Here is a 22,493-nt window from a genome sequence, read left to right on the forward strand (position 1 = left end):
GTGGTTGTAGTGGTTGTAGTAGTGGTTGATGTTGTTGAAGTTGACGTTGATAGAAATTCAAGGACATTTTCAAATTTAAATTGGAGTAACATTTCTTTTTTGATAATTGTTTGCAGCATTTTTTCAACTTCACTGTTAGCCGCTAATAACTCAGCAAAAGTTCTAGCTTGAATGTCTGTATTTGCTGGTTCAAGGGTACCAATCGCTCCTTGAAGCTTTTCTGCTTCTGCATTTATTAAATGGGCTAGTCCAAGTTCTTCAAATGCGATGCTTACAAGCAGCAAAAGGGCTACTTGTTCAGAATCTAATCCCTCGATTGGATTTATATCCTCAGGGATATTAGGAAAAGACATACAAAGTTTCACTCCTTAAATATTATTTAATTACTATCTTACGTTATTCGAAGTTTCCTTTTTTTGTCTGTATGTTTTACCTAATGAAAAAGCTTTTTTTCAAAGAAGAGTTACTAGGAAAAGTGAAAAAAGAGTCACTATTAGCATAAAAAAAGGCGCCGAACATGCGCCTTTCTCATTATTCCTTCATAGCTGCAACTTTTTCTTTTACTTCTTCAATATTCTTCATCTTGTTATCCCAGCATTTTTGGCTTAAGTCGACTGGGTATTCCTCCGGATTCATTGTCCGCTTGTACTCGTCCCAGAGCGCATTAAGATTTTGTTTATGATAATCGCGTGACTCCTCCAAACAAGGTATTTCAAAAACCAGCTCGCCGTTTACAAAAATATCTTCATGAAGCTCTTTCGCGGTAAAGTTGGTTACCACTTTATTCATATACGTATGGGTTGGATGGAACATGCGCAGACGTTTCTCCGGCAGCTTTTCATCCTCCATCGCGATATAATCCCCTTCTGCATGGTTGTTCTTATTATTAATAATCCGGTAGATTTTCTTCATCCCCGGAGTCGTTACTTTTACAGGGTTGGAAGAGATTTTAATGGTATCTTCCATCTTGCCGTTGTCGTCCTCAATCGCAACAATTTTATAAACAGCACCTAATGCAGCCTGATCGTAGGCCGTAATAAGCTTTGTCCCGATTCCCCAGCTATCTATTTTGGCTCCCTGGCCTTTTAAACTCACTATGGTAAGCTCATCCAAATCGCTGGAAGCATAAATTTTTGCATCCTTAAAGCCTGCTTCATCGAGAAGTTTACGTGCTTCCTTTGAAAGATAGGCAAGATCACCGCTATCAAGGCGAATTCCAAGAAAATTGATTTTGTCACCCATTTCTTTTGCTACCTTAATAGCATTAGGCACTCCCAGGCGCAAGGTATCATATGTATCAACTAAAAAAACGCAGTCCTTATGTGTTTCGGCATATTTCATAAAGGCTGTATATTCATCCTTATAGGCTTGAACCATCGAATGCGCATGTGTACCAGATACAGGAATTCCAAACATTTTCCCGGCACGAACATTACTTGTAGCTTCAAATCCTGCAAGATACGCTGCTCTTGTTCCCCAAACGGCCGCATCCATTTCCTGTGCCCGTCTTGTCCCAAATTCCATCGCTACTTCATCACCGACAACCTGCTTAATTCTTGAAGCTTTTGTTGCAATCAATGTTTGGTAATTCACAATGTTTAGCAGCGCTGTTTCAACCAACTGGGCTTCTGCCAACGGGGCATCTACGCGAATAATCGGTTCATTGCCAAAGACAAGTTCGCCTTCTTTTAACGAGCGGATGGTTCCGGTAAAACGCATATTTTTAAGATATTCTAGGAAATCATCATGGTAGCCTACTTCATTTTTTAAATACTCCAGGTCGTCTTCGCTAAATCGAAAGCTCTGGATAAACTGAATGACTTTTTCTAAACCAGCAAAAACAGCGTAGCCATTCCCAAAAGGAAGCTTGCGGAAAAATAGTTCGAAGACTGCACGTTTATTATGGATTCCATCTCTCCAATATGTTTCTGCCATATTAATCTGGTATAGATCGGTATGCAGAGTTAAACTATCATCATGATAAAAGTGTTTCATAATAAGACCTCCGGATACTATTACAGCTTTTCAACATTATATCCAATAATAACACTAAAAAGTTTATTTCACCATAGCACCAAGGGATTGTTCAAAGTGGCCGAGCGCCCATTCATGGCCGGCTGGATTAAATGACGCCACAGCATCCTTGTACACTACTATTTTGAAGCCCTTATTATAGGCATCTACCGCGGTATGAAGAATGCAAATATCTGTGCAAACGCCCACCAAGTGAACCTCTGTAATTCCTCGTTCGCGCACTTTGATTTCCAGGTCTGTTCCTGCAAAAGCGGAGTATCTGGTCTTATCCATATAGGTAACATTTTCACGATGTTTATTCTGGTCATAAACCTCTTGAAGTTCGCCGAATAGGTCACGGCCTGCCGTTCCTCTAAGATTATGCGGTGGAAACAACCTCGTTTCGGGATGGAATTCATCTCCTTGATCATGGACATCGATGGCAAATACCACGTAATCTCCTCTCTCAATAAACTCTTTTGTCAGCCGGGTGATTCTTTCCTCTATCGCCTGACCAGGCTCACCGCATGTTAGTGCCCCGGCATCCGCTACAAAGTCATACGTGTAATCGATATTGATTAATGCTTTCATATCCATCGCTCCTTCCATTTTCTTTCTTCATTATTAAATTTATTCGTGACGTTAATCGAATTTCCTTTCACCTTTATTATTTCTCAATGTGTAAACTTTTTTTACGTTATCCGGTTCCTTTTCTTGACTCTTTTTGGTCACGTAGACCTCCTCTTCGTTACCTTTTTCAACCTTCCTTACTCTTTTCGGTCACATAGACCTCCTCTTCGTTACCTTTTTCAACCTTTCTTACTCTTTTCGGTCACATAGACCTCCTCTACGTTACCCAATTTCCCTTTCCATACCCTCTATGGTCACGTAGACCCCTTTACCACAATCCACTTCGCTAATCTGTTACAGGCAAGTATGCTTATTACAAACAAAAAGCCCGCTCCCGCAGGAACGAACTTTTGTTAACTATATCTTTGTCCAGAGACCCAATCCTTCGGCCTATCAAGCGGGCGGATATTCTCGAGCGGTACGAAAACCTCTAAATGACGGTAAAGGTTCTCAAACTCTGCCGGCAGCAAGCCGCCAAATTCTCCGTCCAAATTTAACTGTACTTTTTCAGAAGAATAGACTTTGATTCGGTTGGCCTGCGTGTAAATAACGTTCGGGTCATTCACGTGTTCACCGCGAATCGCAAGCGTCGCAATCCGAATAAACTCAGCCAAATTAACTTTTTTCAAAATTAAAAGAGAAAACAAACCATCATTAATGGAAGCGTCAGGTGCTAGTTTTTCAAATCCGCCAATGGAATTAGTCAAACCAACAAGAAACATCATCGCTTCCCCTTCAAAAAGCTTTCCATCATACTCTATCTTAATATCGGAAGCTTTAATCGAAGGAAGCATTTCCATCCCTTTTAAATAGTAGGCAAGCTGGCCCAGCATCGTTTTTAATTTGCTCGGTACCTCATATGTAAGTTCGGTCATTTTGCCGCCGCCTGCAATATTAATAAAATATTTTTCATTGATGCGTCCAATGTCGACAGGAATCAATTCTCCTTTTGTGATAATATCCACAGCACTGGAAACATCCCTAGGAATATGCAAAGCCCGGGCGAAATCATTCGTTGTTCCAGCTGGAATAATTCCCATTTTCGGACGATACTCCTGCTCGGCTAGGCCGTTTACCACTTCATGGATTGTGCCATCGCCGCCTGCTGCAATCACGACATCATACTTTCGCTCAACGGCAATTTTTGCCGCATTCGTCGCATCCCCCGCACCGGTCGTCGCATGACAAGATGCCTCGTATCCTGCAACCTCTAACTTTTCAAGAATTTCCGGAAGATGGCGCTTTATCATTTCACGTCCTGAAGTAGGATTATAAATCAGTCTTGCTCTTTTCATCATTTCATCATCCTATTTTTTGAAATCACAATTGGTTTTCTATATTCTACCAATTATCATCAAGGCTTACAATTATATTGCAATGCCAAACGTCCATCTCCTATCATAACGTTTTTTTTTCAATTTGCAAAAATCTACTGATTCGTATTTAAATTAACACTGTATGCATCTGCAATATTAATATGGTATTTGCCTTCCCCGGTTTGATAAAAAGCGTTTTTCTCCAAGGTATCTTCCGGAACATTGGATTCTTTTTTCTCTTCTATCTTCCATTCAGTCTCTTTCCCTCTTAATTCCTGGGCACCCACTACTCCCACCTTCAAATTGCTGTTTTCCGGTACATCGACCACAACAGATGAGGTACTCGCAATACTCCAATCATTTGCCAGATTCCTCGGCTTAAGGGTAAGCGAATCACCATTCCCTAACACTTCCAACTTCACATCATTCGGCACCAGTATTGTCCCAGCGACTATTCCCGGCGAATCAAACGGACCAACTTGGTTTGGCATGCCTTTTAAGTTTAAATAAAGCGTATCGCCTTTTTGATTGGCTGCGATGATATCATCCGCACTCTTAAGAAGCTTTGCTTTACCAGCTGTCTGCACCCGGTATGTGCCAAACATACTGACTTCTTTTGCGTCGGTCGCCTCAACTGTCATATCAGAGCCAACCGTTCTAACTACCACCCGTTTGATGCTATCATCCACTTTATAGGAAAAGGCAGGCAGTTCAAACGACCGTTCCTCTCTCGCCATCACTTCCTCGACCTTTCCCATGAGGCCAGTTGAGCTCATAATCGCAAACACAATGCCCACTGTTCCAATCAATCCAACAAAGAAAATACTCAAAAAGTCATATCGCAGCACCGGTTGTTCCTGCCGGGATAAAAACAAATATAGTAAGATTTCAATTCCCAAAACAATTAATAAAATAGGCCACCAGCCAGTCATCACCTGAATGAGATTTAGCCCCAAAAACTTCGATAGAAAGAGGAAGATGCCAAGGAAAACGAGCGAGGTCCCCATCGAAAACGTTCCAACACGCCATGTCCTCATGCGCCCCGCCCCCCTTTTCTTTTTCTAAAAAGCAACCCAAACCCGGCCCCAATTAGGACTGCGCCTGCTATCGTTTTTTTCCACTTAATCATGATTCTTTACCTCCCGCTTCTGTTTGCTGCCAGATAAAAGCTTAATACCCCCGCCGATCAGCAACAGGCAGACAAGTCCGGTTTGGAAATAGCCTTGTATCCAATACTGAAGATCGAAGTTGATAATTCTTGTTAAAATTGGTGAAAGTGCAGGCAGCAAGATGTTCATCACTAAATAGTAGAGCCCTAATAAGATAAGTCCGATGCCGACCCATTTTTGATGATTAAGGAAATAAGCGATGATTGGCACATCTTCAACCGTTTCTTCCCCGTACCTTGATGCCTTCTGGAGACCGTCAAAAAAGCTGTAAAACCAGATGATCGGGATTAAAAATAAGAAAATACCGAGACGCAAAACGTCCAATATATAGACCGAGAATAAGAATGCTGCCATCAACTGAATACCGCGTCGCTGCAGGCCGAGATATAAATGACCGGCTCCAGGGAAAATCGAGAGAAAGGTGGCAATTGATTTGCTCTTCTTGCCGTCTTCCCGGCGCGCTTCAAAGTCTTCAAATATCGTTCTGTCTACTAACTCCTCACCGCGCTGCTTTTTGTTGACCTGCTGCACGGCGTCAAAAAATCCATATACCCAGATCACCGGCAGCCCGAGCAAGAAAACGAGAAATTCTTCGCGGCTGGAAAGAGCCGTCACAAAGATTACCATGACGCCAAGACCTAGGAAGGTCGCCAATAGGGTTAAGCCCCTGTTCATCAAGCCGAGCTGGAAATGACCAAGCCCTGGAACAAACGACAAGACAATCGTATAGAAACGTTCCGAATCCTGAGTAACCTGTTCATGTGGACCGTCTGAATTTCCGGCGATAAGAGCTTTTTTCTGTTTGGAAATCTGTACACCCATATCAATAAAGCTAACCAGATAGATGAAAATACCCACCATAAATGGGACAACCACTACTTCCCCACCTTGATTGGCGATTGCAATCACAGTAACCATTGCACAGCCAAATACGGCAAGTAAATAGACGGCACCGCGAAACATTTTCCCAAAATAAATATGTCCGAGGCCCGGAAAAAGTGATAATGTTAATGCCTTTGTCGAACTTTTCATTTCTTATTTGCCTCCTTGTTTTCTAGTGAATCCATCCATGCAAATGTTTTATTAATCACGCCTTCCGTAACTGAAGGCTTTTTCTCCTGAATTTTTTGCGGACTTTCAAGCGAGTTCGCATAACTTGCCAAAGATTGAAAGGCCCCTGTTAACATTAATAAAATTGTTGCTGCCGCGGCCAGCAGATAATGGAACATAGCCTGCTGGTAAATTGGCTTTTTATTTGTTTTTGGTGCAGCAGATTCTTGTTTTTGTTTCGAAACCTCCGCCATTACTAAATCGGTAAAATTGCCTTCATTTGATAGAATTGGGAGTGATGATTCATTTGCTGTAACAGCCTGTATATAAACGTCTAGACATTGGTCGCATGTATACAGATGTCTTTCATATGTTTCACGGTCTTGTTCACTGATTTCCTCTTTAACGTATTGGAGCCACTCAACATAACTGTAATGCTTCATGAAAAATCGTCCTCCTTCCAATTCTTTTTCATCCAATTTCGAGCCCGGTAAAGTTTGGTTTCGATTGTTTTCACCTGCACCTGCTGTTCATCGGCCATTTGCTGGTAGCTTTTTTCCGCAATGTAAAATCCGTAGATGACATCCCGGTAATTCTCCGGTAATTCATTCAGCCTATTTCTGACAAGCCTGCGCTGATCTAGTTCAATAATCTCTTTTTCCACACTGTCCCTCGGCGTTCCTATTGCCCCCTGCTCGAGTGCCTCGACTACTTCCTCTCTTCGCCTTGCCTGTTTTCTTTTTACATCTATCGCATGATTGACGGCAATGCGCGTCATCCACGTTTTAAAACCTTGGTTTTCATATTGGGGGAGAGAAGTATAAATCTTCATAAACACTTCCTGTGCCGCATCTTCCGCTTCCTTTTGATCACGAAGTACAGCAAAGACCGTCCGGAACACATCATTGCGGTACTTCTCAACCAAAAGACGAAAGGCATGATCATGGCCTTGCAGCACTTTTTCTATTAAAACCGTGTCGTTAATCGAACTCTCCCCCTTTCTTTCAATCTGTCATATTAATAGACGAAGGTAATTTGGTAAACCCCTACACTTTTAAAAAAATTATTTGGCTGTTGATTTCCGCTCCAGGCGCTCGCTTTCCGCGGGCGTGCCGGGCAGCCTCCTCGGCGCTTTGCGCCTGTGGGGTCTCCCCAGCCCCGTACTCCCGCAGGAGTCGAGTGCCTTTCCGCTCCAATCAACAGAGTATAAAAAAACAACACTATCGTTTAACAGAGCCCAAAAAATAAAAACCGCACGATTGGTTTCCGCACGGTTCTATAGAATCAATCTTTAATTATCAATCCCAGCAACTTGGCAAAGCCAATAGCCTGTTCAGAAGTAACAATGCAGCCGTCTAAACTTTCAGGCGATAAAATTAGCTGATTTAAGGTACAGCTGCTAAAATCTATCCCTTTAAGCGCGGTTCCAGTAAAATTCACTTCATATAAGTCACTTTCTTTAAAATCAATATGGTGAAATTTCGATTCATAAAAGTCAGCATGACGGAGGGAGCATGTATCAAAACTCACTTGTTTTAAATCAGCATAACCAAATGAGCAAAGGTTGGCATTGCAATGGCTAAATGACACATTGCGGAGTGTGGCATCTGAAAGATTCAGGCCAACAAGTTTAGATTCTTTAAACTCAACTCGGTGAATACTGGCATCACCAAAGTTGGAATTGGATAAATCGCATCGTTCAAAAATAACATCAATTAGTTCAACGTAGCGAAATGAGACATCAATGAACGTAACATTCTGAAATACCACTTGTTCAAACTTTAATCTTTCAATTTCTTCTCCTATAATGGAACAATCACTAATCAAAGCCACCGAAACATATGTATCATCCCGGTCCTCAAAATTCATTGGCATTAACTCTTTAGGAATAATAGGCTGTAAAATTTTTTGTTTCCGACTCAAATCGTTCATCCTCTTTTTAATTCAGAATTGTGATAATTCTACAAAATAATACCATTTAATTATGATAGAATGCTATTAGAAACAGAAAATTCTTTGACGGGGGAGATTCTTATGTTCTGGTTATTGCTTCTTTTGTCCTATTTAATCGGAAGCGTTCCCACTGCCCTCATAATCGGCAAACTGGTTTTTGGGGTCGACATCCGGGATCTTGGCAGCAAAAACCCCGGTGCAACTAACACGCTGAGGGTTCTTGGTAAAAAATCAGCCATAGTTGTCCTTTTTATTGACCTTGGCAAAGGCGCCCTGGCCGCATCACTTCCTAATTTTGTCAACCTAGATGCCGAACCTCTTTACTTCGGACTAGCTGCCGTCATCGGTCATTGTTTTCCTATTTTTGCTGGTTTTAGAGGCGGTAAGGCCATCGCGACAACAGCAGGGGCACTTTTGATTGCTAATATCCCTTTGTTAGTAATTGCTTATATTACCTTCTTTTTGGTCATTTTTTTAACGAAATACGTGTTTATTGGCTCTATTACTGTAGGCCTCAGTATGCTCTTATATGCTTTTCTTTCACCTAACCTTGAATATGAACTTATCTTTCTATTTTTCACTTTCTTTTTAATTTTCCTCCACCGCTCAAATATCCGAAACTTCATCTTAGGTATCGAACCAAAAATTAATGATAAAAATTTAGCGAATGACCGCATTCCCCCTAAGAACATTAAATTGTAAAAAAATCCCCGGCAGAAAAATTTCTACCGGGGATTTTTTTATAAAAGATTACTAATTATGCTATTTGCCACAGTCTGCCAAATCGAGGAATCTGTTTGATAAGCTTTACCCAGGCGCTTGTACAATTCCATTTGCTTCTCTTGAAATTCCGGGGAATCTTTTTCTGGAAGGGAGGCGCGTCCCTCTTCTACTAAAGCCTGCATTTCAGGCGCCCTCGGACCCCAAACTCCGACTTCCTTACCTTCTTGATTGATAAAAATAAAAATCGGGATCGCTCTAGATGTGCCGTTTGTTAAATATTGATCCATCAGTTCAAGATTCTGGTCACGCAGAACAAATCGCACTTCCATATCCGCAGCCTCAGAAACCCTCATTAAAATTGGGTTATTAAGCAATGCATCCCCGCACCAATCCTCTGTTAAAACAATTGCCTTCAGCCCCTGAGGCTTTAACGCCTCTAGTTTCCTTTGGTCCTCAGCAGTTAGCGTAAATCGCTCGTAAATCGAAAGCATTTCCTCTTTATTTCGAGTCATAGAATTGGTATACTCATCCAGTGTCATTCCTTTTTGAAACCATCCATTTAATTCCACTTTGCTAGCACCCCCATACATTTACTTTTATGATAGCCATCCCACGCATTCCTTACAACAGAACTGCTTACAATCCATTCAAAAGCTATATTAAGACAATTTTTCCTTATTTCAAAAAAGTAATAAATATACAGTAGAAATAGTCATCATAAGTTGGTAGAATATTTTATAAATAGGAAATATTATTTAAATTTATTTCCAATATAACAAAGGGGGAAAAAGTATGTCTCATCAAACACTACAGCTGATTTCGATTGGAATCTACTTAGCCGGTATGCTTTTAATAGGTTGGTATTCTTATCGAAAAACTAGCAATCTGACGGACTACATGCTTGGGGGAAGGTCGTTAGGACCTGCTGTAACCGCCTTGAGTGCCGGTGCTGCCGATATGAGCGGCTGGCTGTTAATGGGATTGCCTGGCGGCGTATATGTAACGGGTTTAGCGAGCGCTTGGATCGCGATTGGTTTAACGATTGGTGCTTATCTGAACTGGTTACTGGTGGCACCGCGACTACGTTCTTACACTCAAGTGGCGAATGATTCTATTACAATTCCTAGTTATCTTGAAAACAGGTTTAAGGATAAATCAAACATGCTCCGTATTGTTTCTGGTATCGTTATTCTTGTTTTCTTTACTTTCTATGTTTCTTCGGGGCTGGTTTCTGGAGCGGTCTTCTTCCAGAGTTCTTTTGGTACTGACTATCTTACAGGTCTTTATATTGTCGGCGGTGTTACAATTGCCTACACTTTATTCGGCGGATTCTTGGCAGTAAGTTATACAGATTTCATACAAGGCTTAATGATGCTGATTGCCTTATTCTTAGTTCCAGCGTTGGGTATCTTCATTACTGGAGGACCTACTGAAACGTTTGATACGATTCGCGCCATCGACCCAACAAGGCTTGATTGGTTTAAAGGCACTACATTCATCGGTATTGTATCGGCAATGGCTTGGGGCCTTGGATATTTCGGACAGCCGCATATCGTTGTCCGCTTTATGGCGATTAAAACCATTAAAGAAACAAAGAGTGCTCGCCGCATTGGTATGGGCTGGATGATTATTTCTTTAATCGGGACGATCTTTACTGGACTAATTGGTATTGCTTTTTTCCATAATAATACTGCTCATAAACTTGATAATCCGGAAGCAGTATTCATTTCTTTAAGCCAGATTTTCTTCCACCCGCTTTTCGCTGGTTTTGCCTTGGCAGCAATTCTTGCCGCCATTATGAGCACAATTTCTTCTCAGTTAATCGTAACTTCAAGTGCATTGGTTGAGGATTTATACAAAGTAGTCATGAACAAAAACGCTAGTGATAAACGCCTTGTTTTCTTAGGTAGAATGGCTGTACTCCTTGTGTCCGTTGTTGCTGGAGCGCTTGCTTTTAAGCAAAACAGCACGATTTTAAGCCTTGTTGCCTATGCTTGGGCAGGATTCGGAGCTTCATTCGGTCCAATCATTTTATTAAGCTTATTCTGGAAAAAGATGAACAAATGGGGAGCCCTTTTCGGAATGATTGTGGGTGCAGTTACCGTTATCGTTTGGAAAAACGTTGGACTTGGCGATACTCTATATGAAATCGTTCCAGGGTTTGTCCTTAACTTTGTTGTATCTGTTGTTGTCAGCTTAGTTACGTATAAAAAGAATGAAGAAATCGAAAAAGAATTTGATGAAAGCGTCCGCTTACTTAATGATGCTTCATAGTGATTCAAAAAAAGCTCGGAACTTAATCCGAGCTTTTTTTATTCCGCAATTGCTTTAGCCATAATGTCCAGCTTCATTACCGTATTCCAGTTCCGCACTGTTGAAGGTACGCCAAGTTTTGGAAGCTGGGTTGCCAATTTAGAATCCCGGATGCTTTGGCGGAAAAAGAGATATACTTCTTTTCCGATTACTTTGCATTCATCCTTTTCACTTTCAAAGTTTTGCAAATGGTCAATCCCACCCTGAGAAGGTTCGCCCCCTAAAAAGGCTATTTGAATGCTTTCCCCTACTTTTAAGACTTCCGTCGAATAAGGGCAGTCGTGAATTATCCGTTCGTATTCCTCCGCTGTTCTTAATATAACCGGGACTGGAAACCCAAAAGTTTTCTTTATTTCTTCCTCCAGCTGCCCGCTAAGCCTTTCTGTTTCCACATCTGATTCAAACAACACATTTCCACTTTGAATATATGTTTTCACTTTTTGTAAACCCATGTCCTCTAATAGACTTTTGAGGTCTGCCATTTTAATCTTATTATGCCCTCCAACATTGATCCCCCGGAGTAATGCAATATAAATAGTCATTTATGTACTTCGCTTATTTAATTGGTTCCCCTCCTTAAATCTTAACATCTGTGGAGCAAATTAAACTACATAAGTTGAAGGATATTTGTTTGGGTTTGGAGAAAATAGTGAACATTAACACATTGGGAGGAAGGAAATATGGTTCTGCAAAGAGTAACTTTAATTACAATAGGAGCAAACAATTTACCTATTTTGCGTTCGTTTTATCAATCATTGGGCTGGGAAGAAACGGAAATTAGTTCTGACCAATATGCTGTTTTCAAAACGGCTGGGGTTCTGCTATCATTGTTTCCAATTGAAGAATTGGCGAAGGATGCTGGCATTGAGCTCTCCCGCTCAACAGAAACTTATCACGGTGTAAGCTTTGCTATTAATGTTGAGCAGCCAGAGCAAGTCGACGTGACCATTGAGGAAATCCGTCAGGCAGGGGGAAAAATATTAAGGAAACCAAGTGATGCCTTTTGGGGCGGCAGGACAGCCTATTTTGCAGATCCCGAAAACAATCTTTGGGAAGTAGCTTGGAATCCCACCTCTGTATTTGATGAGCGCGGGGCGATGATTTCTTTTTAAAACCTTTTTTAATTAACCTATTGAGCTGCCTAGGCAGCTCTTTTTTTTCGACAAACTTCTTGATAGATTTGTGAGGAAAAGTCGATCATATGAAGGAAATTGGTCATTTCAATCAAACGTTTGATTAGCATCGAAAGCGACTAATTAAACGTTTGATTAAAAATGGTATTTGCCCCTATAAATAGTAGGTTTTTCTCTTAAAATAGGTGAGAATTATGCCGAAAATTTGGTTCATTGTCCTCAAATACTATAAAATACATGTCGAAAAGCTTCTATTATCCACTAAAATTACACATTTCGACAAGTTATCCATTATTTCTATATTAATCAAACGTTTATTTAGTAAGGTTGCAATTCCTTATTTTATTTGGATTTTTCCCGGGAAATTGAAAAAAACAATGTCGAACCATGTTCGACCTTTTTCTCACTAAAAAAGCTGGCAGAGTCGTTCTGCCAGCTTACCAATTTATCGTTTTTGTAATTCTTGCTGCAGCAATTGATTGACCAATTGCGGGTTGGCCTGTCCTTTGGTCGCTTTCATCAGCTGTCCAACAAGGAAGCCCACTGCTTTTGCTTTTCCATCCTTGAAATCTTCCACAGATTTAGGGTTCGCATCAAGAACTTCTTCAATAATTTTAAGCAGCGTTCCCTCATCTGAAATTTGAACAAGACCTTTGTCTTTCACAATTTGCTCGGCATCCCCGCCGTTTTCGATTAACTCTTTAAAAACGGTTTTCGCAATCTTTGAGGAAATTGTTCCGTTATCAATCAACTTGATCATGCTTGCTAAGCCTTCAGGGGTCAAGGCAACTTCATGCAGCTCTTTCCCTTCAGCATTCAAATACCCAGACACTTCACCCATTACCCAGTTGGAAGCCATCTTTGCGTCTGCACCGGCGTTAACCGTTGCTTCAAAGAAATTAGCTGTTTCTATTGTAACTGTCAAAACCTTTGCATCGTAAACTGGCAGCCCAAGCTCTTCCACATAGCGCTTTTGACGCTGGTCAGGCAGTTCGGGAATTTCAGCGCGAATTCGTGCCTTCCAATCTTCATCAATATATATATCCATCAAGTCTGGTTCTGGGAAATAGCGGTAATCATCCGAACCTTCCTTTACGCGCATCAGCAATGTTGCACCGGTAGCTTCATCAAAGCGGCGTGTCTCCTGATCGATTTTTCCACCTGAAGAAACCACTTCTCTTTGGCGCTTTTCTTCAAATTCAAGACCCTTGCGGACAAAGTTAAACGAGTTCAAGTTCTTCAACTCAGTTTTTGTTCCAAATTCTTCTTGCCCTACTGGACGAATGGAGATGTTGGCATCACAGCGAAGTGAGCCTTCTTCCATTTTACAATCGGAAACACCGGTATATTGAATGATTGATTTTAATTTTTCCAAATAAGCATAGGCTTCATCAGGGGTGCGGATATCCGGCTCCGAAACGATTTCAACAAGCGGAGTTCCCTGACGGTTGTAATCGCATAAGGAGTAGCCTTTTTCATGGTTCAGCTTTCCAGCATCCTCTTCTAAATGAATCCGGGTAATCCCAATTTTCTTCGTATAGCCATTTACTTCGATTTCAATCCAGCCGTGCTCGCCAATCGGCTTGTCAAATTGCGAGATCTGATAGGCCTTAGGATTGTCTGGATAAAAGTAGTTTTTCCGGTCGAACTTCGTGTGTGTCGCCACCTCGCAGTTCAAGGCCATTGCCGCTTTCATCCCGAATTCAACTGCTTTTTTATTCAGGACCGGCAATACTCCCGGGTAGCCAAGGTCAATGACACTTGTATTCGTATTTGGCTCAGCACCAAAATGGTTTGGGCTGGCCGAAAAGATTTTTGATTCGGTTTTCAACTCAACATGGACCTCAAGTCCAATCACTGTTTCAAATTCCACTTTCTCCACCCCCTACAATCCTGGCTTCTGTTTATGAAAATCTGTTGCCTGTTCAAACGCATGTGCTGTGCGATAAACCGTTGTTTCATCAAAATGTTTGCCAATGATTTGCAAGCCCAGCGGCAGGCCGCCATCAAAGCCACATGGAACTGAGATTCCTGGTAAACCGGCCAAGTTTAATGGAATCGTTAAAATATCATTGACATACATAGTCAATGGATCATCGATTTTTTCGCCAATTTTAAAGGCTGGTGTTGGCGTTGTTGGGCCGACGATAACATCATATTTTTCAAAAACATCTTCAAAGTCTTTTTTGATCAACGTACGTGCCTGCTGTGCCTTTTTATAATAAGCATCATAATAACCAGAGCTAAGCGCAAAGGTTCCAAGCATAATCCTGCGTTTTACTTCTTCTCCAAAGCCTTCAGCTCTTGTCTTTTTATATAAATCCATTAAACTTTCGGCATCAGGGGCACGATAGCCGTAACGTACGCCATCAAAGCGGGCCAAGTTCGCTGATGCCTCAGAGGATGAAAGCAAATAGTAGGTTGCAAGAGCATACTTTGAATGCGGCAGTGATACTTCTTCCCAAACTGCCCCCAGTCCCTCAAGCACTTTTAAAGCATCTAACACAGATTGACGGACTGATTCACTGACACCCTCGCCTAAATACTCTTTCGGGACAGCAATTTTTAAACCCTTCACATCTCCTGTCAGAGCACTGGCGAAGTTTGGAACCTCTACAGGCGCAGAGGTTGAATCCATTGGATCTAAACCAGAAATCGCCTGCAGCAGATAGGCATTATCCTCTACTGTTCTCGTAATCGGTCCGATTTGATCAAGTGATGAGGCAAATGCAACAAGGCCAAAGCGGGAAACACGACCATAGGTTGGCTTTAATCCAACCACACCACAAAACGCTGCCGGCTGACGGATGGAACCGCCTGTGTCGGAACCTAATGAAAACAGGACTTCCCCTGCTGCAACGGATGCTGCTGAACCACCTGAAGAACCACCTGGAACCGTTTCAAGATTCCATGGATTGCGTGTTTTTTGGAAACGTGAATTTTCGTTTGATGAACCCATGGCAAACTCGTCCATGTTAAGCTTACCAATGGTAACTGTTTCTGCCTGTTGAAGCTTCTGCACAACAGTCGCATCATAGATGGGATCAAAGTTTTCAAGTATCTTACTCGCACAGGTTGTCCGTAAGCCCTTTGTCACCATGTTATCCTTTAATCCAATCGGCATGCCGAAAAGCAAGCCCTTTGTCACATCCGTGTTTAGCTTCTCATCAAGCGATTTCGCTGTAAGGCGCGCCCGTTCTTCGTCCAACGTTAAAAAAGCCTGGACTTTGTCCTCGACCTGGGCAATTCGTTTATACGATTCATCAACGAGGTCTGAAACCTTTAGTTCTTTTTTATGTAAAAGCTCGTGCAGATCTGAAACTTTATAATCAAATAAACTCATTCTTTTCACTCCTTACTCTCCCAAAATCGATGGTACTTTTATTTGGCCAGCCTGATGCTCCGGCGCATTTTTTAGTACCTCTTCACGCGGCAAGCCTTGTTTCGAAATGTCCTCCCGCAATACGTTTTTCAAATCAAGTACGTGGTATGTAGGTTCTACATTTTCTGTATCCAATTCATTTAACTGTTCTGCAAATGTGATAATTGCATCCAGCTGCTTGGTGAATTTTTCAACTTCTTCTTCAGATACTGCTAAACGAGCCAGATTGGCCACGTGCTTAACCTGATCAGTGGAAATTCGTGACATGTTCCATAACCCCCCAATCCCTTTTTTCAGTTTTATTTTAATATTGATAATATCAAACTTTTGCGCTTTACTGCAATGATTCCTACATCAGTATTAACAATTCTGAGGTGTTTTAGATTACTAGCATGAAAAAAAGGAGCATTGCCCCCTTATTTTTCGTAGAACTCCATATGTGTTTTTTCCTGCTTATAGTAGTCCAATCTGTCCTGCAATGTCCCTGTATGAAATTCAAACTTATGGCCATCAGGATCCGTGAAATAGATCGACTTTTTATCCCTTTCATCCCTTTGACGACCGGGAAGGATATTGACGTTCAATCCCTTAAGTTTCTCGGTTATTTTATTAAAGTCTGCTTCATCGATTGAAAAAGCAATATGTGTATAAGATTGATAAATTTCATTTCGAGGGATATCTCTTTCTTCATTAAGAGCAAGCCAGTTTCCATTAAGGTCAAAATAAGCAGTACTTCTTCCTTTTACCAGTAGCTTAGCATCAAAAACCTGCTGATAAAATTCAATCGATTTCTCTAAATTGGTAACAGAAAAAAGCAGATGGTTTATACCTTTTACAGACATAAATCCCCCTCCAATTAGCTAACTTTCTTTCTTTTTGTAAATTGCTTTTTCTTAAACTTGGAGAAAAAGTGAATGATTTTAATAGGTAAGAACCCCAGAAACCCTCCAAGGGTGTTTAAAATTAAATCATCGACATCGAAGCTGCCAAATTCAAATAACAGCTGCAGAACTTCGTAGGTTAAACTAAGACTGAATGCGGCAAGAATGACAGGTTTCAATTTTAAGAACTTTTTCGATAATAATGGTAAAATAAACCCTAATGGGGCAAAACCGATAACGTTCCCGACTAAATTCTCAATTATAATACTAAAATTGATATCAGCTAAGTAAAGGTAAAAGTAAATCGTTTTAAATGGCACGAAATTGTTGGAACGCCAGTGGTATTCATTGTAGGTAAAATTAAAATGATGAATAATCTCTGATAACGGAATATATTTGAATAAAATAAGTTTTGTCAGTATGGCTAAATAAAGAAACAGAACTATGGTTAAAGCAAATTTTTTTAATATTTTCATCCTTACACTACTCCAAAATAATTTACAGCGCTCCTATAAAAATACCATATATTTTCAATCTTGCACTAGATAAAAAGGAGGAATTTAAGATGGCTGAACATCACTTTCATTTAAAAGCTAATTGGCCGGGATTAAGGAATGATGTTGGAGAAATTGAAACCGCGAACTTGAAGACGAAAGTGTCAATCCCCCCTGAAATGAAGGGTCCGGGAGTTGGCACCAATCCTGATGAAATGCTGCTTGGGGCTGCCGCAACCTGCTATATCATTACTCTTGCTGCCATCATGGAGAGAAGCGGGCTTGAGAAGGAAAGCTTAACGATGGAATCCGAGGGAATTGTGGATGTCACCAAAGGGGTTATTACTTATAAAAAAATTATTCATCAGCCACATATTGTCTTGAAAAGGAATGCTGCCGAAAAAGAGATTGAATTGGCACATCGTCTTGCCAAAAAAGCGGAAGCCTCCTGCATGATCAGCCGCGCTGTCCAAGGGAATGTTGAAATGGAGTTGCAGGCGACTGTTGAAGTTGCGGCTGCCGAATAAAAGGCGTCAATCCGTTTGGATTACGCCTTTTTCTTATTTTAATTTTTAAAAATTCTAGCGAACAGCCCCTTTTTCTTTTTGTCTGGCTGATTAATCGGGACATTTTTCGTAATAAGGATTTCCTCTTTATCAATGGCATAGTTCATCGCCAAGATTAAGCCAAACTCCGTATCATGGCCTTTATTCGTTACAATGGTGTGTTCAATTTTATTTTTGGTGGCAACTTTTACATACTTGGATAGGTTCTCATAGCTCATACTGCCGTTTAAAAAAAGATGCGCTCTAGGGTTTTCCTTCATGTGCCGTTCAATTTGGGGATAAACCTTTGTTTCTGCTACCTGGCTTTTCAACAGTGCCACAATAATCCGTTCACGCAATGTCCCTAAGTATTTACGCCGCTCATCAGGCTTTGTTTCCAGAGGCCCATGGATTCCTTGCTGCAATACCTCTTCCACGGTTTGTTTTTTCAAAAAAATCAACTCCATATAAAAGGCTATTATTTTGTATGATAATAACTTAAAAAATGTGCCTTTTCAAAAAAAATGGGGTTACGACCAAATCGAGAGTAAAACAAGGTTATCCGAGAGTAAAACCGTCTTATGCGAGAGCAATTCAACTTGTTGAGAATAATCATTGCTCATCCGAGAGTATTCACCCACTATCCGATAGTAATCGCAGCTCCTCCGAGAGTATTCACCCACTATCCAAGAGTAAACTACCCCTATAAAAAAATCCCCCTCTCCATACGGAGAGAAGGATTCAAATCTGCATTTATTTTTTCGCTGAGAATTGTTCTTCTTCGGTAGAACCTTTCAATGCTGTTGTGGATGAGGTTCCACCAGAGATGACCATGGATACTTGGTCGAAGTAACCAGTACCAACCTCACGCTGGTGACGTGTTGCAGTGTAGCCGTGTTGCTCGCTGCCGAACTCAGCCTGCTGTAATTCGGAGTAAGCTGCCATACCGCGCTCTTTGTAGCCGCGGGCAAGCTCGAACATGCTGTGATTTAGCGCATGGAAACCTGCTAGTGTTACGAACTGGAACTTGTAGCCCATTTTGCCGAGCTCTTGCTGGAATTTTGCAATCGTTTCTTCGTCCAGTTTCTTTTTCCAGTTGAAGGAAGGTGAGCAGTTGTAGGCTAATAGTTTGCCAGGGAATTGCTCATGGATGGCTTCCGCAAATTGTCTTGCTTCTTCAATGTTTGGCTCTGAAGTTTCACACCAGATTAGGTCTGCATATGGCGCATAAGCTAAGCCGCGGGCAATCGCTTGATCAATCCCTGCCTTTGTACGGAAAAAGCCTTCTGGTGTCCGCTCTCCTGTAATGAATGGGGCGTCATTCATATCGATATCACTAGTGATTAAATCCGCAGCGTTGGCATCCGTACGAGCTACTAAAACTGTAGGAACGCCCATAACGTCTGCTGCTAAACGAGCAGCAATTAAGTTTCGAACCGCCGTTTGGGTTGGCAGCAACACCTTACCGCCTAAGTGGCCGCATTTTTTCTCGGAAGATAGCTGGTCTTCAAAGTGAACGCCTGAAGCACCTGCTTCAATCATCCCTTTCATTAATTCGAAGCAGTTTAACTGTCCGCCAAAGCCGGCTTCAGCATCGGCGACGATTGGTGCGAACCAGTCAATAGAGTTGTCACCCTCAGAGTGAGTGATTTGGTCGGCACGCTGTAAGGCTTGGTTAATTCGTTTTACAACGCTTGGTACACTGTTTGCTGGGTATAAACTTTGGTCCGGGTACATATGTCCGGAAAGGTTGGCGTCTGCTGCAACCTGCCAGCCGCTTAAGTAAATGGCTTTCAGTCCTGCTTTTACTTGCTGAACAGCCTGATTTCCTGTCAAGGCGCCAAGGGCATTGATGTAATCCTCTTCATTCAAAAGCTTCCAAAGCTTTTCTGAGCCCTTTTTTGCTAATGTATGTTCGATATCAATCGAGCCTCGAAGCTTGATAACATCCTCCGCCGTATATGGTCTAGTAATCCCGTTCCAGCGCTTATCTAACTCCCAGCTTTCTTGCAACCCCGCTACTCTTGAATTTGTCATTTTAAATTCCTCCTATTAATCTATTAATTTTATTTTTTTATAAACTTTCATATCCAGCTAACGTTTAAAATAGCCTTCAAACAGTTAACTGCCGTCGGTATAGGCTTGTGCACCTATTTCCCGTTGGAATTTAACCCTGCATTGTAACAGTTCAATCAGCCTGCTTCCGAATTTACACTCAAACTCTTCAGTAAAATTTAATGCTTCTGGTGTTAAAATCTCATCATACTGGGCTTTCGAAGCCCTGGACACCTCAATACGAGACTTTTGCGTCGACACGAACTAGATCACCTCTTTGTTATAATACAGTAACTATCCTCGTTTTGTATTATATAACACACTTTTCAAAAATGGAACTACTTTTCTGAAAATTTTATAAAAATAGGTAAAATAATCCTTAAGTCATACTGATTAATACTTTCGTACTAGCACCATATAAAAAAAGCAGGTACCCTAATCTAAGGTACCTGCTTGCTCATTATATAATCTTTGAAAATCCTGCTCGCGATTTTCACTTGATAAAAAATTCGTACTTACAATGGCTTCCAATAGTTTTCTTTTTAAAGTTGCATCCTCCACCTCTTTCAAAATCCATTGTCGCTTTAAAAATAGAAATTCCAAATAAGCTTCATAGGACTCATTAAACTGCTGTTCAAGCTGTTCACGAATTTTCCTTGCAAGAGTTGGACTTGCACCGCCAGTTGAAACAGAAATGCTTAACCGGCCACGCTGCAAGTGTGCGGGAATATGAAAATTCGATTCATCTGGATTATCGGCAATGGTTACGAGCTGGTGAGAATCTGCCAAATCTTTCACCATTTGATTTAATGTTTGATCATTTGTCGCTGCAAAAATCATAAAAGCACCATAAACATCTTCTTCAGAAAAAGGCCTTTGCTGCCAAACAAACTTACCCTCGTCCGCAAGTTTTTGAATCGTTTCCGTTATCTCCGGACTTATTACGATAATATCTGCTCCAGTCCCAAGTAAACCGTTCACCTTTCGCTCGGCAACTTTACCACCGCCCACGACTACCACTTTTTTGCCCTCAAGCCGTAATATAATGGGATAGAATGAGTTCATTGACGACCCTCTAAATAATTAATCAAGGCTTCCTTCGTTGCTTGTTCCGGCATACCATCCGACCGAAGCCCCACTGCCTCAACTGCATCCAATGTTTGTTTCCCCATACTGATTACTTGTAAATCTTTCAAAAGCTCTGCAGCGGAAATGCCGCATTCACTTAATGCTTTGATAAATGGTTCAACTGCGGCGCTGCTTGGGAATACCATGGTATTCAATGCTGCTTCTCCTAACATTCTTTTAAAAATAGGCATGAACTGCTGGTCGATTTCTTTCTTACCTGTAACCATCACGTTTTCATAGCCTTTTATCAAAATGCTATCATCGCCGACAACAAGATAATCTCCAGGTAGTTCTGCTAGATGAGCCTTAAATCCACGGCTGTTTAGTGCTTTAATGGTTTTAATTGATGCTCCATAAAAGTCCGCTTTAATCGTTCTGATATCTAATTGCTGCTCTAACACGGCTGTGAAAAATTCTTCCACACTTTCAGGTGAGGCAAACAGAATTTTTTCAAAGGCAGCCGCTTTTAAAACATCTATTGGTAAAGGAGTCTTCTTCCATTTTGGAAATTCAATTACATCGGCTCCAAGTGCCATTAATTCCTTTGCCAGTACGCTAGGGCTAGTACCTGTGCGAGCGAGCAAAATCTGCCGGCCATGTAGTGGTTTTTTTTCAAACCAGCTAATTTTTTCACGGATGGAAATGACCTCGCCGACAAGAATAATAGATGGATTGCTGAACTTTGCTTCCAACACTTTAGCTGATATGTCAGCCAATGTACCTTGCAAGGTTTTTTGACGGCCAAAAGTGCCCCATTGAATTAAGATCACAGGAGTGGTTGAAGGCTTTCCATTACGAATAAGGTTTTCACATATAAACGGTAAATTTCCGACACCCATGTAAAAAGCGATGGTATCCACACCGCGGGCTAGGCTTTCCCAGTCCAAATTTGGTTTTCCATCCTTGGATTTATCATGGGCAGTAACGACTGCAAAGGATTCTGCGTGCTCCCGATGGGTTACCGGAATCCCGGCATATAGGGGTGCTGCAATCCCTGAGGTTATGCCTGGGACGATTTCATAAGGAATTTGATGCTGCGCCAGGGCTTCCGCCTCTTCACCCACCCGGCCGAAAACACCTGGGTCGCCGCCTTTCAAACGAACAACTATTTTGCCTTGTAAGGCTTTTTCTACCAGAAAATCATTTATATTTTCCTGGCGCATAAAGTGGCGCTCCGGCAGCTTGCCTCCATAAACCAGTTCGCACTTGTTTGGGGCAAATTCCAACAGCTTCGGGTTGGCTAGACGGTCATAAAGAATGACATCGGCTTGCTTGATTGCATCCAATCCTTTTACGGTAATTAATCCGATGTCCCCTGGCCCTGCGCCTACTAAAAATACCTTACCTTTTTCCATCGTTCAGCCTCCCCCGCGAATATTGCTTACTCTAGTATAATAAAAATAATATCATTTTCTAATTCTACCTTAAACGTCCTAACTTGTCCTTCATCTGGTGCCTGCACTTTTCCATCTGCTAATGAAATTTTCCAATCATAAACAGGACAATATACGTATTCACCACTAACTAACCCTTCGGAAAGGACGCCCCCCTTTGGATGGGGGCTGCGGTCTTCAATGGCATACACCTTGCCATTTGTTAATTTAAATATAGCAATTTCCTTGTTATCAATTTTGATGGAATAGCCGGATCTCATCTTTACATTTGAATAATGGGCAACTGGTATACGAGTTATTGTTTGCAGCATGTC

General features: G+C 41.4%; 27 protein-coding genes. 4 read left to right on the forward strand and 23 right to left on the reverse strand.

The annotated features are described in order from the left end of the window. The 10 genes from ACIFOT_RS25005 to ACIFOT_RS25050 all read right to left on the reverse strand — a co-directional run. A partial coding sequence (locus ACIFOT_RS25005; RefSeq protein ID WP_430069340.1) for a hypothetical protein occupies positions 1-353 on the reverse strand: 353 nt, incomplete at its 3' end. Between the two features lie 178 nt (positions 354-531). Then, positions 532-1,995, reverse strand: coding sequence for a nicotinate phosphoribosyltransferase (locus ACIFOT_RS25010; protein ID WP_430069343.1), 1,464 nt, complete (start codon positions 1,993-1,995; stop codon positions 532-534). A 63-nt stretch (positions 1,996-2,058) separates the two neighbouring features. Then, positions 2,059-2,604 carry a cysteine hydrolase family protein gene (locus ACIFOT_RS25015; RefSeq protein WP_430069345.1) on the reverse strand — a complete coding sequence of 182 codons (546 nt, stop codon included), beginning with the start codon at positions 2,602-2,604 and terminating at the stop codon, positions 2,059-2,061. Between the two features lie 392 nt (positions 2,605-2,996). Then, positions 2,997-3,938: a diacylglycerol kinase gene (locus ACIFOT_RS25020; protein ID WP_430069476.1), complete on the reverse strand. Its 942-nt coding sequence runs from the start codon at positions 3,936-3,938 to the stop codon at positions 2,997-2,999. Between the two features lie 134 nt (positions 3,939-4,072). Continuing rightward, entirely contained in the window at positions 4,073-4,996 is a 924-nt protein-coding gene (locus ACIFOT_RS25025) for a LiaF transmembrane domain-containing protein (protein ID WP_430069347.1), read from the reverse strand. Then, positions 4,993-5,088 (reverse strand): LPXTG cell wall anchor domain-containing protein, encoded by a 96-nt coding sequence (locus tag ACIFOT_RS25030; protein WP_430069350.1) that lies wholly within the window; start codon positions 5,086-5,088, stop codon positions 4,993-4,995. Before ACIFOT_RS25030 ends, ACIFOT_RS25025 begins: the two co-directional genes overlap by 4 nt. Continuing rightward, entirely contained in the window at positions 5,081-6,160 is a 1,080-nt protein-coding gene (locus tag ACIFOT_RS25035) for a hypothetical protein (protein ID WP_430069353.1), read from the reverse strand. Before ACIFOT_RS25035 ends, ACIFOT_RS25030 begins: the two co-directional genes overlap by 8 nt. Next, complete coding sequence (locus ACIFOT_RS25040) at positions 6,157-6,621, reverse strand: hypothetical protein (protein WP_430069355.1); 465 nt, start codon at positions 6,619-6,621, stop codon at positions 6,157-6,159. The genes ACIFOT_RS25035 and ACIFOT_RS25040 overlap by 4 nt, the downstream gene beginning before the upstream one ends. Next, positions 6,618-7,136 (reverse strand): sigma-70 family RNA polymerase sigma factor, encoded by a 519-nt coding sequence (locus ACIFOT_RS25045; protein ID WP_430069358.1) that lies wholly within the window; start codon positions 7,134-7,136, stop codon positions 6,618-6,620. Before ACIFOT_RS25045 ends, ACIFOT_RS25040 begins: the two co-directional genes overlap by 4 nt. A gap of 326 nt (positions 7,137-7,462) precedes the next feature. Further along, complete coding sequence (locus ACIFOT_RS25050) at positions 7,463-8,101, reverse strand: pentapeptide repeat-containing protein (protein WP_430069361.1); 639 nt, start codon at positions 8,099-8,101, stop codon at positions 7,463-7,465. Positions 8,102-8,212: 111 nt separating this feature from the next. On the opposite strand from ACIFOT_RS25050, the gene plsY reads away from it, so the two are divergent. After that, positions 8,213-8,833 carry a glycerol-3-phosphate 1-O-acyltransferase PlsY gene (plsY, locus tag ACIFOT_RS25055; RefSeq protein ID WP_430069364.1) on the forward strand — a complete coding sequence of 207 codons (621 nt, stop codon included), beginning with the start codon at positions 8,213-8,215 and terminating at the stop codon, positions 8,831-8,833. A 38-nt stretch (positions 8,834-8,871) separates the two neighbouring features. Here plsY and ACIFOT_RS25060 read toward each other — a convergent pair whose 3' ends face one another. Next, a complete protein-coding gene (locus ACIFOT_RS25060) occupies positions 8,872-9,423 on the reverse strand; it encodes a thioredoxin family protein (RefSeq protein WP_430069367.1) in 552 nt (183 codons plus the stop codon). A gap of 223 nt (positions 9,424-9,646) precedes the next feature. Here ACIFOT_RS25060 and putP point away from each other — a divergent pair, with 223 nt between their 5' ends. Then, positions 9,647-11,128 carry a sodium/proline symporter PutP gene (gene putP / locus ACIFOT_RS25065; protein ID WP_430069369.1) on the forward strand — a complete coding sequence of 494 codons (1,482 nt, stop codon included), beginning with the start codon at positions 9,647-9,649 and terminating at the stop codon, positions 11,126-11,128. A gap of 38 nt (positions 11,129-11,166) precedes the next feature. On the opposite strand, the gene ACIFOT_RS25070 is transcribed toward putP, so the two are convergent. After that, positions 11,167-11,709 carry a DUF1697 domain-containing protein gene (locus ACIFOT_RS25070; RefSeq protein WP_430069371.1) on the reverse strand — a complete coding sequence of 181 codons (543 nt, stop codon included), beginning with the start codon at positions 11,707-11,709 and terminating at the stop codon, positions 11,167-11,169. A gap of 138 nt (positions 11,710-11,847) precedes the next feature. Between ACIFOT_RS25070 and ACIFOT_RS25075 the strand changes: the two genes are divergently transcribed. After that, complete coding sequence (locus ACIFOT_RS25075) at positions 11,848-12,279, forward strand: VOC family protein (protein ID WP_430069374.1); 432 nt, start codon at positions 11,848-11,850, stop codon at positions 12,277-12,279. 466 nt (positions 12,280-12,745) lie between these two features. Here the strand turns inward: ACIFOT_RS25075 and gatB are convergent, their stop codons facing one another. The 5 genes from gatB to ACIFOT_RS25100 all read right to left on the reverse strand — a co-directional run bounded on the left by gatB (position 12,746) and on the right by ACIFOT_RS25100 (position 17,039). After that, on the reverse strand, positions 12,746-14,173 hold the full coding sequence (gene gatB, locus ACIFOT_RS25080) for an Asp-tRNA(Asn)/Glu-tRNA(Gln) amidotransferase subunit GatB (protein WP_430069376.1): 1,428 nt from the start codon (positions 14,171-14,173) through the stop codon (positions 12,746-12,748). A gap of 12 nt (positions 14,174-14,185) precedes the next feature. After that, a complete protein-coding gene (gene gatA / locus ACIFOT_RS25085) occupies positions 14,186-15,643 on the reverse strand; it encodes an Asp-tRNA(Asn)/Glu-tRNA(Gln) amidotransferase subunit GatA (RefSeq protein ID WP_430069379.1) in 1,458 nt (485 codons plus the stop codon). 12 nt (positions 15,644-15,655) lie between these two features. Beyond that, positions 15,656-15,949: an Asp-tRNA(Asn)/Glu-tRNA(Gln) amidotransferase subunit GatC gene (gatC, locus tag ACIFOT_RS25090; RefSeq protein ID WP_430069382.1), complete on the reverse strand. Its 294-nt coding sequence runs from the start codon at positions 15,947-15,949 to the stop codon at positions 15,656-15,658. Between the two features lie 149 nt (positions 15,950-16,098). Continuing rightward, the gene (gene fosM / locus ACIFOT_RS25095) at positions 16,099-16,524 is read right to left on the reverse strand and encodes a FosM family fosfomycin resistance protein (RefSeq protein ID WP_430069386.1); all 426 of its coding nucleotides are present in this window, start codon (positions 16,522-16,524) and stop codon (positions 16,099-16,101) included. A gap of 14 nt (positions 16,525-16,538) precedes the next feature. Further along, a complete protein-coding gene (locus ACIFOT_RS25100) occupies positions 16,539-17,039 on the reverse strand; it encodes a VanZ family protein (RefSeq protein WP_430069389.1) in 501 nt (166 codons plus the stop codon). A gap of 89 nt (positions 17,040-17,128) precedes the next feature. Between ACIFOT_RS25100 and ACIFOT_RS25105 the strand changes: the two genes are divergently transcribed. Further along, complete coding sequence (locus tag ACIFOT_RS25105) at positions 17,129-17,584, forward strand: OsmC family protein (RefSeq protein ID WP_430069392.1); 456 nt, start codon at positions 17,129-17,131, stop codon at positions 17,582-17,584. Positions 17,585-17,622: 38 nt separating this feature from the next. Here the strand turns inward: ACIFOT_RS25105 and ACIFOT_RS25110 are convergent, their stop codons facing one another. From ACIFOT_RS25110 to nirD, 6 genes are all read right to left on the reverse strand, one after another. Further along, positions 17,623-18,054 carry a YueI family protein gene (locus ACIFOT_RS25110; RefSeq protein ID WP_430069394.1) on the reverse strand — a complete coding sequence of 144 codons (432 nt, stop codon included), beginning with the start codon at positions 18,052-18,054 and terminating at the stop codon, positions 17,623-17,625. Between the two features lie 301 nt (positions 18,055-18,355). Continuing rightward, positions 18,356-19,639 (reverse strand): isocitrate lyase, encoded by a 1,284-nt coding sequence (aceA, locus tag ACIFOT_RS25115; RefSeq protein ID WP_430069397.1) that lies wholly within the window; start codon positions 19,637-19,639, stop codon positions 18,356-18,358. A gap of 84 nt (positions 19,640-19,723) precedes the next feature. After that, complete coding sequence (locus ACIFOT_RS25120) at positions 19,724-19,918, reverse strand: hypothetical protein (protein WP_430069401.1); 195 nt, start codon at positions 19,916-19,918, stop codon at positions 19,724-19,726. 174 nt (positions 19,919-20,092) lie between these two features. Next, positions 20,093-20,722, reverse strand: coding sequence for an NAD(P)-binding protein (locus ACIFOT_RS25125; RefSeq protein ID WP_430069404.1), 630 nt, complete (start codon positions 20,720-20,722; stop codon positions 20,093-20,095). Continuing rightward, entirely contained in the window at positions 20,719-22,140 is a 1,422-nt protein-coding gene (gene cobA, locus ACIFOT_RS25130; protein WP_430069407.1) for a uroporphyrinogen-III C-methyltransferase, read from the reverse strand. Before cobA ends, ACIFOT_RS25125 begins: the two co-directional genes overlap by 4 nt. Before the next feature lie 26 nt (positions 22,141-22,166). Beyond that, positions 22,167-22,490: a nitrite reductase small subunit NirD gene (gene nirD / locus ACIFOT_RS25135; RefSeq protein ID WP_335713896.1), complete on the reverse strand. Its 324-nt coding sequence runs from the start codon at positions 22,488-22,490 to the stop codon at positions 22,167-22,169. Positions 22,491-22,493 lie beyond the last annotated feature (3 nt).

The organism is Neobacillus sp. NRS-1170 (genome assembly GCF_050468025.1).